This is a genomic window from Streptomyces sp. VNUA24 (assembly GCF_029167005.1).
Lineage (GTDB): Bacteria > Actinomycetota > Actinomycetes > Streptomycetales > Streptomycetaceae > Streptomyces > Streptomyces scabiei.
Window position 1 is genome coordinate 1,147,823 of the sequence record NZ_CP119143.1, and the last position, 13,421, is coordinate 1,161,243.

13 protein-coding genes are annotated in these 13,421 nt (G+C 71.8%); 3 read left to right on the forward strand and 10 right to left on the reverse strand.

What is annotated here, in order from left to right:
- Window positions 1-183 precede the first annotated feature (183 nt).
- The 3 genes from PYR72_RS04565 to PYR72_RS04575 all read left to right on the forward strand — a co-directional run bounded on the left by PYR72_RS04565 (window position 184) and on the right by PYR72_RS04575 (window position 4,210).
- On the forward strand, window positions 184-1,368 hold the full coding sequence (locus PYR72_RS04565) for an acyl-CoA dehydrogenase family protein (RefSeq protein WP_275454010.1): 1,185 nt from the start codon (window positions 184-186) through the stop codon (window positions 1,366-1,368).
- A 65-nt stretch (window positions 1,369-1,433) separates the two neighbouring features.
- Complete coding sequence (locus PYR72_RS04570; RefSeq protein WP_275454011.1) at window positions 1,434-2,324, forward strand: VOC family protein; 891 nt, start codon at window positions 1,434-1,436, stop codon at window positions 2,322-2,324.
- Between the two features lie 149 nt (window positions 2,325-2,473).
- A complete protein-coding gene (locus tag PYR72_RS04575; protein ID WP_275454012.1) occupies window positions 2,474-4,210 on the forward strand; it encodes an FAD-binding protein in 1,737 nt (578 codons plus the stop codon).
- 28 nt (window positions 4,211-4,238) lie between these two features.
- On the opposite strand, the gene PYR72_RS04580 is transcribed toward PYR72_RS04575, so the two are convergent.
- The 10 genes from PYR72_RS04580 to PYR72_RS04625 form a co-directional block, all read right to left on the reverse strand.
- Window positions 4,239-4,868 (reverse strand): TetR family transcriptional regulator, encoded by a 630-nt coding sequence (locus tag PYR72_RS04580; protein WP_275454013.1) that lies wholly within the window; start codon window positions 4,866-4,868, stop codon window positions 4,239-4,241.
- A 92-nt stretch (window positions 4,869-4,960) separates the two neighbouring features.
- Window positions 4,961-5,845, reverse strand: a complete 885-nt coding sequence (locus PYR72_RS04585) for an alpha/beta fold hydrolase (protein WP_275454014.1) — start codon at window positions 5,843-5,845, stop codon at window positions 4,961-4,963.
- A gap of 113 nt (window positions 5,846-5,958) precedes the next feature.
- Window positions 5,959-6,843, reverse strand: coding sequence for an IclR family transcriptional regulator (locus PYR72_RS04590; protein WP_275454015.1), 885 nt, complete (start codon window positions 6,841-6,843; stop codon window positions 5,959-5,961).
- Window positions 6,844-7,025: 182 nt separating this feature from the next.
- The gene (gene dmpG, locus PYR72_RS04595; RefSeq protein ID WP_275454016.1) at window positions 7,026-8,057 is read right to left on the reverse strand and encodes a 4-hydroxy-2-oxovalerate aldolase; all 1,032 of its coding nucleotides are present in this window, start codon (window positions 8,055-8,057) and stop codon (window positions 7,026-7,028) included.
- Window positions 8,058-8,103: 46 nt separating this feature from the next.
- Window positions 8,104-9,054, reverse strand: a complete 951-nt coding sequence (locus PYR72_RS04600; protein WP_275454017.1) for an acetaldehyde dehydrogenase (acetylating) — start codon at window positions 9,052-9,054, stop codon at window positions 8,104-8,106.
- Window positions 9,055-9,061: 7 nt separating this feature from the next.
- Entirely contained in the window at window positions 9,062-9,889 is an 828-nt protein-coding gene (locus tag PYR72_RS04605; protein ID WP_275454018.1) for a fumarylacetoacetate hydrolase family protein, read from the reverse strand.
- Between the two features lie 231 nt (window positions 9,890-10,120).
- Entirely contained in the window at window positions 10,121-10,480 is a 360-nt protein-coding gene (gene fdxA, locus PYR72_RS04610; protein WP_275454019.1) for a ferredoxin, read from the reverse strand.
- The gene (locus PYR72_RS04615; RefSeq protein ID WP_275454020.1) at window positions 10,468-11,856 is read right to left on the reverse strand and encodes an FAD-dependent oxidoreductase; all 1,389 of its coding nucleotides are present in this window, start codon (window positions 11,854-11,856) and stop codon (window positions 10,468-10,470) included. The genes fdxA and PYR72_RS04615 overlap by 13 nt, the downstream gene beginning before the upstream one ends.
- Complete coding sequence (locus PYR72_RS04620; RefSeq protein WP_275454021.1) at window positions 11,853-13,067, reverse strand: cytochrome P450; 1,215 nt, start codon at window positions 13,065-13,067, stop codon at window positions 11,853-11,855. The genes PYR72_RS04615 and PYR72_RS04620 overlap by 4 nt, the downstream gene beginning before the upstream one ends.
- A gap of 73 nt (window positions 13,068-13,140) precedes the next feature.
- Complete coding sequence (locus tag PYR72_RS04625; protein ID WP_275454022.1) at window positions 13,141-13,359, reverse strand: ferredoxin; 219 nt, start codon at window positions 13,357-13,359, stop codon at window positions 13,141-13,143.
- Window positions 13,360-13,421: the final 62 nt, after the last annotated feature.

The window sequence follows — 13,421 nt, forward strand, 5'->3', positions numbered from 1 at the left end:
GTGGTGCGCACTCCTGCACGCCGCGAGGCGGGGAGCGGGCGCCTCCGGCACACGGCGGTCCCGTTCAGCGGGAGACACATGCGGGAGCCGTTCCCGCTCGGGCCTAGCGTCGGGCCGACCGGGCGACGGTGCCGCGGGGAGGCGTACCCGTGGGCCGGTTCGGGCGAGGATCGGGAGGTTGGGATGGCGCACGAGGTGGTCCACCGGGTCGAGGAGGCCGCGACCCTCCTGGCGGCGACGGCCGAGGAGACGGAGAACCTGGGCCGCCTGTCGGACGAGAGCGTCAAACTCGTCCGACAGGCGGGCGTGATGCGGCTGTTGCAGCCGACCGACTTCGGCGGCTACGCCGCACATCCGAGGGACTTCGCCGAGGCGGTCATGGCGGTGGCCCGGCACTGCGGGTCGACCGGCTGGGTGTGCGGCGTCGGCGGTGTGCATCCGTGGGAGATGGCGGTGATGGACCGCCGTCTGCAGACGGAGGTGTGGGGCGAGGACCCGGACACCTGGATCGCCTCGCCGTACGCGGCCCAGGGCATCGCCACACCCGTCGACGGCGGGTACACGCTGAGGGGCCACTGGAACTTCTCCTCCGGGACCGACCACTGCGACTGGGTGTTCCTCGGCGCGCTGGTCGGGGGCCCCGACGGCAAGCCGCAGCAGCCGGTGAAGATGCTGCACGTGGTCCTGCCCCGTTCCGACTACACGATCGTGCCGGACTCCTGGGACGTGATCGGCCTGTGCGGCACGGGCAGCAAGGACGTCGTCGTGGACGGCGCCTTCGTGCCCGAGTACCGGACCATCGAGATGGCGGACGTCGCTGAGGGACCGACGGCGGCGGACCGGACGGGCCGTTCCGAGACGCTGTACCGGCTGCCGTTCTGGGCGATGTTCCCGCTGGGCATCACGGCGGCGGTGGTGGGCATCGCCGAGGGCGCGCTCGCCGCGCATCTCGACTACCAGCGCGACCGTGTCACGGCGATGGGCACGAAGATCAAGGACGACCCGTACGTACTGTCCGCGATCGCGGAGGCGGCCGCCGAGATCGGCGCGTCCCGCACCCAACTCCTGGACGGCATCAGCCGGTTGTACGACCAGGCCGAGTCCGGGCGGCCGATCACCTTCGAGGACCGGGCGGTCGTACGGCGCAACCAGATCCGGTGTGCCTGGCGCGCGGTCGGCGCGGTCGACGAGATCTTCGCCCGCTCCGGCGGGAACGCGGTGCGCCGGCACAACGTCATGCAGCGCTTCTGGCGCGACGCGCACGTCGGTCTCCAGCACGCCATCCACACCCCCGGTTCGATCTACCACTCCGCCGCGCTCACCTCGCTGGGCGTCGAGCCGGAGGGGGCGCTGCGCGCGCTGATCTGATCACCCGCCTCCCACCGAGGCGCACCACGCAGAGACGTCAAGTCGACTGGAAAGAGGGGAACTTCATGGGCGACATCAGCTCGCTGGGCTACGTCCGGGTACGGACCGCCGACATGGCACCGTGGCGGGCCTTCGCCTTCGAGACGGCGGGGTTCGCCGAGGGAAGCGGCCCGGAGACCGACGCGCTCTACCTGCGCGCGGACGAACGCGGCGGCCGGATCATGGTCCTGCCCGGTGCCGAGGACCGGGTCGAGGCGGTGGGCTGGGAGGTCCGCGACCACCTCGCGCTCGGCCGGGTCCAGGCGGCGGTGGAGGCCGCGGGCATCCCCGCGAAGCCGCTGTCGCAGCAGGAGTGCGACCTGCGCCGGGTGGAGGCGGCCGTCGCCTTCGAGGCGCCCGGCGGGACACCCGTGGAGATCTTCCACGGGCCGGCCCTGGACCACAGCCCGCTCGCCACGCCGTACGGCAACCGCTTCGTCACCGGCAAGCTCGGCGCGGGCCATGTCGTGGTGCCGGTGGGCGATCTGGACGGCGCCTACCACTTCTACACGGAGACACTGGGCTTCCTGCCGCGCGGCGCGTTCCGGCTTCCCGCGCCGCCGGAGTTCGGGCCGGTCCGGCTGCGGTTCCTCGGGGTCAACGCCCGCCACCACAGTCTCGCCCTGCTCCCCTCGCCGGAGCTGAAGGCGCCGGCGCTGGTGCACATCATGGTCGAGTGCGAGACCCTCGACGAGGTCGGGCGAGCGCTGGACCGGGTCCTGAAGGCGGGCTACCACGTGTCGTCCACACTGGGCCGGCACACCAACGACAAGATGGTCTCCTTCTACGTACGCACGCCCGGCGGCTGGGACCTGGAGATCGGCTGCGAGGGCCTGCTCGTGGACGAGGACTCCTACACCGCCGAGGAGATCACCGCGGACAGCTACTGGGGGCACAGCTGGGACTTCGGCGCCTGACGCCGTTCCCGCCCACCATGCATCACCCACCGCCCGGGAGGCCCGTCGCCTCCCGGGCGGTTCCGTTGAACGGGACCTGGTCTGGTCCGGGCGGGCTCCACATCCGAGGATCGGGCCGCACCAGTTCGGCACCAGCACGGAGGTCCCACATGGCCACGACTCCCCCGGCTCCCGAGCCCCGTCCCGCCGTCGACGGGGACACCGCACAGCGCGACGACGGCGCGTGGGACGAGGAGGTCGACCTCCTCGTGGTCGGCAGCGGCGCGGCCGGCATGGTCGGCGCCATCGCCGCGCACGACGCCGGACTGACGGCCCTCGTGGTGGAGAAGGCCGACGTGTTCGGCGGTTCGACCGCGCTGTCCGGTGGCGGGATCTGGATCCCCGACAACCCGACGCTGCGGGCCGCGGGCCGCGGGGACTCGCGTACCGAGGTGCGCCGCTACCTCCAGGCGGTGGTCGGCGACCGGGTCCCGGCGGACCGGCTCGACGTCTACGCGCAGCGAGGGCCCGAGGTCCTGGAGATGCTGCACCGCGTCAGCCGCCACATGGAGTTCAGCTGGTGCCCCGGCTACTCGGACTACCACCCGGAGGAGCCGGGCGGCCGGCCGCTGGGCCGCACCATCGAGCCCCGCCCGATCGACGGACGGCTGCTCGGCGAGGACGAACGGCACCTGAAAGGCCTGGACGTGCCCGCGCCGATGGGCCTGTGGCTCACGGGGTACGAGGCACGGGTGCTGATGATGGTCCAGCGCGACTGGCGGTCCTGGCGGATGCTCCCGGTGGCCGGCTGGCGCGTGGTGTCCAACCTCTTCCGCCGCCGCCGGATGAAGTCACTCGGTGCGGCGCTGATCGCCCGGCTGCGCCTGACCATGAAGGACCTCGGCATCCCGCTGTGGCTGCGGGCGCCCGTGACGCGGCTGGTCGTGGAGGACGGACGGGTGACCGGTGCCGTGGTCGGGCGGGTGGGCGGCGAGGTGCGCGTGCGGGCCCGGCACGGCGTGCTGCTGGCCACCGGCGGCTTCGACCACGACATGGAGATGCGCAAGGCGCACCTGCCGGAGGCGGGCCGCCCCGACCACAGCATGGGGGCGCCCGGCAACACCGGCGACGGCCATCGTCTCGGCGCACAGGTGGGCGCCGCCACCGACCTGATGGACGACGCGTGGTGGATGCCGGGCGTGGCCCTGCCGGAGGGTGGCGTCTTCCCGCTGGTCTCCGAGCGCTGCATCCCGCCGATGGTCATCGTGAACTCCGAGGGCCGCCGGTTCGCCAACGAGTCGGCGCCGTACGTCAACTTCGTGCACGCCCAGCTCGACGGCGGCCACATCCCGGCGTACGAGATCTTCGACGCGAAGGCACGCCGCCGTTACCAGTTCGCGGGTGTGCTGCCCGGCAAGGACTTCCCGGCGGAGTGGTACCGCACCGGTCTGGCCGCCAAGGCGGAGAGCCTGTCCGCGCTGGCCGAGGCGATCGGGGTGCCCGCGGACGCGCTGCGGGAGACCGTGGAGCGTTTCAACACCTTCGCCCGGGAGGGCAAGGACCGCGACTTCGGCCGGGGCGACAGCGCGTACGACCACTACTACGGCGACCCGACCCTGCCCAACCCGGTGCTCGACACCATCGACGCCGGGCCCTACTACGCCGTCCGGATCGAGGCCGGTGACCTCGGCACGAAGGGCGGTCTCGTCACCGACCCGGCGGGACGGGTACTGCGCGAGGACGGCGGCGCGGTGGAGGGGCTGTACGCCTCGGGGAACGTGTCCGCCTCGGTGATGGGCAACGACTACGCGGGCGCGGGGGCCACGATCGGCCCCGCCATGGTGTTCGCGCATCTCGCGGTGGAACACGCGGCCGGGCGGGCGCGGCAGGCGGTGGCGGCGGACTGAGCGGGGGCGGCCGGGCGCCGGCGGGGGTTCACCGCGCCGGCGTCTCCTCCCCCGGTGCCTCGCCCGCCAGGAGTCGCCGCGCCGCCAGCTCGATCTGCTGTCGTGCCTCGTCCGGGCTCGTCCGTCCACTGAGGCAGGACACGAGGACGCCCCACCAGCCGTACACCAGCATGCGGACGGCGGTCTCCAGCTCGGGGCCGGGGTCCTCCACGCCGAGCGTGCGCAGGGTCGCGCGGTAGATGTGGGCCTCGGCCATCGGCGCGTGCGGCTCCGACGGGTCGCAGTAGTCGACGGTGGTCGCCCGGACCATCGACCCGCACAGCAGCGGCTGTTCGACGAGGCGGCGGGTGAGGGCCGTGAGCCGCTCGCCCACCCTCTGGACGCCGCCCCCGTCGCCGGTCGGCCATTCCTCCGCGACGAACCGGGCGATCCGGGCGTTGAACACCGCGGTGAACAGCCGTGCCTTGGACGGGAAGTAGCGGTAGAGGGTGCCGAGCGCCACGTCGGCGACGCGCGCGATCTCCTGCATCTGGACCTGCTCGTAGGCGGTGTGGGCCCCGAGCTCGGCGGCGGCGGCCAGCATGCGGTCCCAGCGCTCGTTCTGACGCTCGGACGAGGGTGCAGCCGCGCTTTTGCGTACCTCGGCGACTCGTGGCACCGGTCTCCCTGTCTGTCGGTTCTCCGGGGTCGGGCCCTCGGCCGTTCCAGGATAGAGGCCGCCGCGCCGGCGTCCGGATGTGGACGGTGGTCTCAGGTCTCGTCGCCGGGCCTGGTGAGGAAGGCGAGTACGGCGCTCTCCCAGGCGGCCTGCTGCTCGATCATCACCCAGTGACCGCACCGGGGCAGGACGTGCAGCTCCGCGCTCGGCATGGTGCGCATGGGCACCAGGGACATGTCCAGCGGGCTGACCCGGTCGTCGCGGCCCCAGGTGACCAGGGTGGGGGCGGTGACCTTGTGCAGCATGGCCCAGTACGGCGGCCGGTCGCTCGCCTCCGCCGCCGCGAAGCCCGCCGCGATCGCCTTGCGTCCGTACATCCGCCGGGCCGCGGCGAGGGTGTCCGGGTCGGTGGCCTGCGTCCAGCGTTCCTCCACCATCTCGTCGGTGACGACAGCCGGGTCGTACACCATCGCGTGCATCCAGCGCACCAGGGCTTCCCGGGTCGGGTTCTCGGTGAAGTCCACCAGCAGGTTGATGCCCTCGCCCGGGGCCGGGCTGAACAGACTGCGGCCGATCCCACCGACGGTCACGATGCGCCGGAACAGGCCGGGCCGGGCGATCGCCAGGTTCACCGCGACGATCCCGCCCATGGAGTTGCCCACCACGTCGACCCGGTCGAGGCCCAGCCCGTCCAGGAAGCGTGACACGGCCTTCGGCGCGGCCACCATCGGGTGCTCGTCGGTCGGATCGCTCACCCCGAACCCCGGGAACTCCAGGACGAGGCAGCGGAAGTGCCGGGCGAACGTGGCGAGGTTGCCCCGGTAGTTGCGCCAGCCGGTCACCCCGGGGCCGGAACCGTGCAGCAACAGCAGGGGCGGACCGTCCCCGACCTCGTGGTAGCGCAACATGCCTTCGTCCGTCGGAAGTTCGCGCAGGGTCTCGGCGTAGCCGGGCGCCCGGTGCGTCGCCTCGGTCATGGTCCTCGCCACCTCCGGGATCGGGAGCACTGTCCTCACGGACGCTAACCGGGGGCGCGTCGAGCCGGGGCACACGCGTCCCGTCCAGCGGGACCGGCCCGGATGCCGGCGGGCTACCCGACCTCGGCGACGGGCCGCTCGGTAGTGGCCCGGAGGGTGGGGTGCGGGGCCTTGCGCGCACGACGGGCGGGCAGCGCGGCGGGCGGCGGCATCCGCGGCAGGCCGGTGAGTTCTTCCACGATTCCGCGTGCGGCGGCGAGCACGAGCGGCGCGAACCGTTCGAGGGGCGCGTCCGCCTCGCCGACGACGGAGAGCGCGCCCAGGGGGCCGGCCGCACCCCGCAGGGCGACGCCGACGCAGCCGACACCACCGAAACACTCGCCCCGCTCGTAGGCGAGGCCGTGGCGCTCCCGGACCCGGTTGAGTTCCTGGTGCAGCCGGTCCCGGCTGGCGATGCTGCCGGCCGTACGGGCCGGGACGCCCTCGGCGTACTCGTACTCGATCTGGTCGGGTGTCAGCCAGGCGAGCATGGCCTTGCCGAGCGCCGTGCAGTGGGCCGGCGCGCGTCCGCCGACCCGGGAGGGCACGTCGACGGCGGACCTGCCACCGACCTTGTCCAAGTAGTAGATCTCGGTGTCCTCCAGGACCGCGAGATGCACCACCATCCCGGTACGCACGGCGAGTTGGTGGAGCGCGGGAGCGGCGGCGGCGCGCAGCGCGCTGTGGCCGGTGTCCCGGCCGCCGAGTCCGAGGGCCCTGGGGCCGAGCCGGTAGCCCGTCGCCATGTGCTCCAGCCAGCCCACGCCCACGAGTTGGTCCAGAATCCGGTGCGACGTGGAACGGGGCAGACGGGTGCGGCAGGTGACGTCCTCCAGGCTCAGGTGGGCGTACGGACGGTCGAAGAGATCCATGATCAGGGTGATCCGCTCGACCATCGACGGGGGTAGCGCCTCCCGCTGAAGTGTGGACCCGGCCAGCCTGCTCAGCGCTGAGTTCATGACAGCACCTCTCGCCGAAACTAGAATGAAATCTAATTTTGACGTTAGCAGCGGCACATACGACTGGGAAGATGTCCGACGGACAGTATTTTGCGGAACTTCGGGCGGACCCGGAAACGGCAAGGGGCGGGAGGCACTCACGGCCCCTCCCGCCCCAAACCGGCCTGCTCCGGGTCTCGCCCTCACCCCTTCGTCGCGGCCACGACGAGGTCGAGCGCGATGTCCACGATCATGTCCTCCTGGCCGCCGACCAGCCCTCGTCGCCCGACCTCCACGAGGATGTCCCGGGCGTCCAGGCCGTAGCGATCGGCAGCGGCCTCGGCATGGCGCAGGAAGCTGGAGTACGCGCCCGCGTACCCGAGGGTGAGCGTCTCCCGGTCCACGCGGACGGGCCGGTCCTGCAGCGGCCGTACGAGGTCGTCGGCGGCGTCCTGCAGGGCGAACAGGTCACAGTCGTGCTTCCAGCCGCTCAGGTTGGCCACGGCGATGAAGGCCTCGACGGGGCAGTTGCCCGCTCCTGCGCCCTGCCCGGCCAGCGAGGCGTCGACCCGGATCGCCCCCTCCTCCACCGCCACCACCGAGTTGGCGACCGACAGGGAGAGGTTCTCATGGGCGTGGATGCCGATCTGGGTGCCCTCGTCCAGGACGTCACGGTAGGCGCGGACTCGGTCGCGGACGCCCTGCATGGTGAGGCGTCCGCCGGAGTCGGTGACGTAGACGCAGTGGGCGCCGTAGGACTCCATGAGGGCGGCCTGGCGGGCCAGTTCGGCGGGGGGCGCCATGTGCGCCATCATCAGGAAGCCGGCGACGTCCATGCCCAGCTCGCGTGCGGTGGAGATGTGCTGGGCCGACACGTCGGCCTCCGTGCAGTGGGTGGCGATGCGCACCGAGCGCACGCCGAGCGCGTAGGCCTGCTTGAGCTCGGCGATGGTGCCGATGCCGGGCAGCAACAGAGAGGTGAGGACGGCCCGGTCGATCGCGTCGGCCGCTGCCTCGATCCACTCCCAGTCGCTGTGGCTGCCGGGCCCGTAGTTGAGGCTGCCGCCGGCCAGGCCGTCGCCGTGGGCCACCTCGATGGCGTCCACTCCGGCGGCGTCGAGAGCGCGCACGATTCGGGTGACGTCGGCGGGCTGGATGCGGTGCCGGACGGCGTGCATGCCGTCCCGCAGAGTGACGTCCTGGACGTAGAGGCGGGGCGAGGCGGTACCGGTCACCGGTCCACCGTCCTTTCTGCGGGCGCCGGTCGGGGGCTCGTTGTGGTCATCGGGTCGCCTCGGTCAGGACGCGCTCGGCGAAGCGCTCGGCGACGCGGAGGGCGGCGGAGGTCATGATGTCGAGATTGCCGGCGTAGGCGGGCAGGTAGTGGGCGGCGCCCTCGACCTCCAGGAAGACGGTGACCTTGGTGGTCACCTCGGGTGCTCCGGGCGGCAGCAGGGTGTGCACCGGCTCGTCCGGCGGCACGGGTGTGAACTGGACCTCCTGCTTGAGCCGGTAGCCCGGCACGTACTCGGCGACGGCCGCCACCATCGCGGCGACCGAGTCGGCGACCGCCCGCTCGTCCACGTCACCGGTCAGGCAGTAGACGGTGTCCCGCATGATCAGCGGCGGTTCGGCCGGGTTGAGCACGATGACCGCCTTGCCGCGCAGGGCACCGCCGACGGAGGCGATGGCCGCGGAGGTGGTCTCCGTGAACTCGTCGATGTTGGCCCGGGTGCCGGGGCCGGCCGAGCGGGACGCGATCGACGCGACGATCTCGGCGTAGGCGACCGGGGTGATCCGGCTGACCGCGTGCACGATCGGGATGGTGGCCTGGCCGCCGCAGGTCACCATGTTGAGGTTCGTCGCGGACGTCTCCACATGCTCGTCCAGGTTGACCGGCGGGACGACGTAGGGTCCGATGGCGGCGGGGGTGAGATCCACCAGGATCTTGCCGTACGGGGCGAGCCGCTTCGCGTTCTCCACGTGGGCCTTGGCGGAGGTGGCGTCGAAGATGACAGCGATGTCCTCGAAGCCCTCCATCGCGATCAGGCCTTCCACACCCTCCGCGGTGGTGGGCACCTTGAGCCGGGCGGCGCGGGCGAGGCCGTCCGACTCCGGGTCGATGCCCACCAGCGCGGCCATCTCCAGGCTGTCCGAGAGCCGCATCACTTTGATCATCAGATCGGTGCCGATGTTGCCGGACCCGATGACGGCGACCTTGGTCTTCTTCACCTCGACCTCACTTCGTGTCGGTGAACGTGGCGGATACGGAGCCGAGCCCGGAGATCTCGGCGTGTACGACGGCTCCGGGACCTACCGGCACCAGGGGGCCGAGCGCCCCCGAGAGCACGACCTGCCCGGCGCGCAGCGGCTCCCCGAACTCGCGGGCGGTGTGCGCGAGCCAGAGCAGGGCTTCCAGCGGATCCCCGAGACAGGCGGCTCCGTCGCCCGTCGACGCCTCAAGCCCGTCGAGGGTCATCGTCATGGTGGCCTCGCGCGGCTCGAAGCCGTCGAGGGTCACCTGCTCGGGACCCAGGACGAACAGGCCGGAGGAGGCGTTGTCGGCGATGGTGTCCGCGATCGCGATGTCCCAGCCGGCGATCCGGCTGTCCACGATCTCCAGGGCGGCCCGGGCATGGTCCACGGCCTCGCGCACCCGTTTGAGGTCCAGATCCTCCACGTCCAGGTCGGCGCCGAGGACGAACGCGATCTCGGCCTCGACGCGGGGCTGCAGCAGCCGCTCGCTGGGCACGGCTGCGGCCCGGTCCGACACGTCCATGTCGTCGAAGAGGATGCCGAAGTCGGGACGGTCGACGCCCACCTGGCGCTGTACCGCCGCCGAGGTCAGGCCGATCTTGCGGCCCACCACGCGCGCGCCGAGGTCCAGTTTCCGCTGTGCCAGCTGCCGCTGCACCTCGTACGCCGCCGCTATGTCCGTCGCTCCGAGCACGTCACGGACCGGAGCGCACGGACTACGCTCCGTCCCGGCGCGGGACAACCGCTCAGCCGCCACGCGCACTGCGGCGGCCTTGTCCACTGCCGTCCCTCCGTGGGTTCGGTCTGCCATCCGTGTACTTCCTCACTAGTTCGGGAACCGCCCCCGTGCGGGACGTCCAGCTCCACGCGGCCGACACTAATCACCGGCCGAGACGACGGGCCACGCCACGTTCCGCTCAGTGGACTCGTGGCGCGAATCACGGCCCGGGGCCGGCGGTCGGCCCACCGGCCCCACGAGCACGGTGGCGCGTCACGGGACACGCGACACGGCGTCCTGACCGTGCCGCCCGCGCCCTGCCGGTCACGGACGGGTCCCGCGCCACCCACTCGGCAGCGCCGCGATGTACGGGGTGTCCGCCCCGATAGGGCCCAGATCACGCGCGCCGCCGGGCGCCGGTCCGAGCGGGGTGTCCCGTCCCGGCAACGACTGGCTGAAGAAGGCCTCGTTGTCGGCGACAGCCCAGCGCAGCGCGTCGGGCACGTCGTCCTCGATGTAGATGGCCTCCACCGGACAGAGCGGCTCGCAGGCACCACAGTCGATGCATTCGGCGGGGTTGATGTACAGCTTGCGGTCGCCCTCGTAGATGCAGTCGACGGGGCACACGGACGTGCAGGTCCGGTCCTTGACATCGACGCAGGCGTCGCCGATCAAGAAGGCCACGGCAGTTCCTCCGGTTCCGCTGGTACGAGGTGGGGCGAACGGCCGATCCGCGTCAGCGTCGGCCAGTCGGCGATCTTCGTACGGTCCCGGCCACGGCTCGCACCGAGTTCCCGCTCGGCGGAATCGATCCTGGCCCAGCCGGACAGGCCGACGGGGCGGACTCCGCGCCTGATCAGCATGGCTTCAAGATCGAGGAGTCTCCGGTCCGGCAAGCGGTCCAGGTCGTCGACGAGCAGCGCCACCGTCTCGGCGGAATCGAGCTTGTTGGTGCCGATGACACCGCTGGGCCCGCGTTTGAGCCAGCCGGTGACATACTCCCCCGGGCACAGCGCCCCCTTCGCGTCGAGCACCCGCCCTCGGTCGTTGGGTACGACACCACGGGTTTCGTCGAAGGGAACGGTGTCCAGCGGGAGACCTCGATAGCCGACCGCGCGCAGCACGGCGCCGACCCGCAGGGTGTCGAGTTCGCCGGTACCCACCGACGCGCCGTCGGGCCCGTCATGGGTGCGCTCCGTCATCAGCCCCGCCACCCGGTGCTCCCCCAGCACCCGGCGTGGCCTGGCGTGGAAGCGCAGTTCGATGCGGCGTGGTGCGCCACGGAGCGGGGCGGCCGCGAGTTCGGCCAGGGCGCGGAGGTTGGCCTTGGTCGAACGGTCCGGTTCCGCGCCCTCCGGCAGGACGAGCTGCCGCGGGTCGACGATGACGTCCACCCCGTCGAGTCCGCCCAGCTCCCGCAACTCCTTGGGGGTGAAGCGGGCGTGCTGGGGCCCGCGCCTGGCGAGCACCACGATCTCGCGAACCGCGCTGGCGCGCAGCGCGGCCAGCACCGGCTCCGGCATGTCCGTGCGCTCCAGGTCCGCGACCGGTCGGGCGAGGACCCGCGCCACGTCGAGAGCCACGTTCCCGGCGCCGACCACGGCCAGTCGCTCCATGTCGAGCGGTAGCGGCGCGGGCGCGTCCGGGTGACCGCTGTACCAGGACACGAACGCCCTTGCGGAGCAACTCCCGGCAAGGTCCTCGCCGGGGATGCCGAGGCGGCGGTCGCCCGCCGCACCGGCCGCGTAGACCACCGCGTCGTAGTGGTCGAGGAGCTCGCTCCGTGTGACGTCCGTCCCCAGTTCGACCCCGCCGTGAAAGGCGACGCGCGGATCGTCCAGCACCTTGCGCAGCGAGCCGGTGATCGACTTGATCCGGGGATGGTCGGGGGCGACGCCGTAGCGCACCAGGCCGTACGGGGCCGGCAACCGGTCCAGCACGTCGACGCGCACGTCGTGCCGACCCTGGCGGATCAGTTCTTCGGCCGCGTAGAGGCCGGCGGGGCCGGCGCCGACGACCGCCACACGTCGTGCCACCGGCGGCGGGGACAGGTCGCTCACCAGGCCACGGGCAGGCTGCTGACGCCGCCGGTCAGGGTCTCCGTCACCTCGACGGCCTCGCCCGTCAGGCGCAGTCCGGGCAGTCGGCGGAAGACGGCGGCCAGGGCCACCTGCATCTCCATCCGCGCCAGGGGCGCGCCCAGGCAGTGGTGCAGGCCGTGACTGAGCGTCAGGTGCGGGTTGGGCTTGCGGGTGATGTCGAAGGCGTGCGGGGCCTCGAAGGCGTTCTCGTCGTGGTTGGCGGCTGTGATGTCCACGAGCACGCATTCGCCCGCGCGGATCAACTGACCGTCGATCTCCACGTCCTCGCTCGCGAGGTGCGGGGGCAGGCCCCCGCCGCCACCGACGGGTTGTCCCTGCACGAACCCTCCGTGGCGGAGTGTCTCCTCGACCAGGGTGGGGGTGATGGTGTCGATGTCCGTCAGGAGCAGCTTCAGATGGTCGGGGTTGTGCATCATCGTGGTGACACCGAGCGTGATGAAGTTGGCGGTGTTGTCGAATCCGCCGACCAGGACGAGCATCGCGATGGGCAGAATCTCGTCGTCGGTGAGCGAGTCGTCCTTCTGCTCCGCCACGGCCAGCAAGCTGAGCAGGTCCTCCCGAGGCTCGGCGCGCCGCCGTGCGATGAGCTCGGCGAGGTAGCCGTACAGCTCGATGCTGTTCTGCGTGACCTGCTCCTCCGTCATCCCGGAGACCGCGAGCAGGGCGTGGGACCAGCCGATGAACCTGTCCCGGTCCTCCTCCGGGACACCGATCAGCTCACACAGCACCCGGATGGGGAAGGGGATGGCGAATTCCTTGGCGAAGTCCCCCTCCGTACGTCCGTCGGCGGTCATACGGTCGAGGAGGGTGTCCGCCATCTCCTGTGCGCGCAGCCGGAGTTGCTCGACGCGACGGGCGGTGAAGGCGCGGGCGACCAGCCGGCGCAAGCGGGTGTGCTCCGGCGGGTCGGCCCACTGGAAGGTACTCAGCAGGAACGGCGGGAACTGGACGAAGTACGGCACCTCCCGCTCGCGGAAGGGCTGCCGGACGAAGCGGCGGTCCTCAAGCATCCGTTTGGCGGCGGCGTGCCGGTGGATCACCCACACGTCACCGCCGTAGGGCATCGTCACCTTGGTCATCGGCCGGTCCGCGCGCACCTTGCGGAAGGCCTCCAGGGCCTCCTCCGGTGGCATCGGCGGGAACGGGAAGGGCGCGGTCTCACTGGTCATCGCGTGTCTCCCTCGACAGAGGCGGAAGCGGAAGTGGAAACGGGTGGAACGGTGGGAAGAGGAGGGAACCGGGTCATTCGACGGGTTCGCCGACTCCGTCGCGGACGATGACGGCCGCACCGGGGCACAGGACGACCACGTCGCGCAACTCCTCGACGGGTGCCACGCGTTCGGCACGGGGCTGGGATCTTCCGTCCTCGACGGAGAAGTGGAGGGGTGCGACGGAGGCGCAGACGCCCGAGCCGATGCATGCTTCCCTGTCCACCTCCACGGTCCATGTCTCGTCCGCCATGGGTTCCCTCCTAGACATACGGGTCCTGATGATGGGTGGGAGCGGGGTGGTGGGCCATGGGG

Bases quoted from the DNA above. Each gene is read 5' to 3' on its own strand.
- PYR72_RS04620 (WP_275454021.1), bottom strand. From the start codon at position 13,067: ATGACCAGTGAGACCGCGCCCTTCCCGTTCCCGCCGATGCCACCGGAG.
- PYR72_RS04625 (WP_275454022.1), bottom strand. From the start codon at position 13,359: ATGGCGGACGAGACATGGACCGTGGAGGTGGACAGGGAAGCATGCATC.
- PYR72_RS04570 (WP_275454011.1), top strand. From the start codon at position 1,434: ATGGGCGACATCAGCTCGCTGGGCTACGTCCGGGTACGGACCGCCGAC.
- PYR72_RS04565 (WP_275454010.1), top strand. From the start codon at position 184: ATGGCGCACGAGGTGGTCCACCGGGTCGAGGAGGCCGCGACCCTCCTG.
- PYR72_RS04585 (WP_275454014.1), bottom strand. From the start codon at position 5,845: ATGACCGAGGCGACGCACCGGGCGCCCGGCTACGCCGAGACCCTGCGC.
- PYR72_RS04590 (WP_275454015.1), bottom strand. From the start codon at position 6,843: ATGAACTCAGCGCTGAGCAGGCTGGCCGGGTCCACACTTCAGCGGGAG.
- PYR72_RS04575 (WP_275454012.1), top strand. From the start codon at position 2,474: ATGGCCACGACTCCCCCGGCTCCCGAGCCCCGTCCCGCCGTCGACGGG.
- PYR72_RS04605 (WP_275454018.1), bottom strand. From the start codon at position 9,889: ATGGCAGACCGAACCCACGGAGGGACGGCAGTGGACAAGGCCGCCGCA.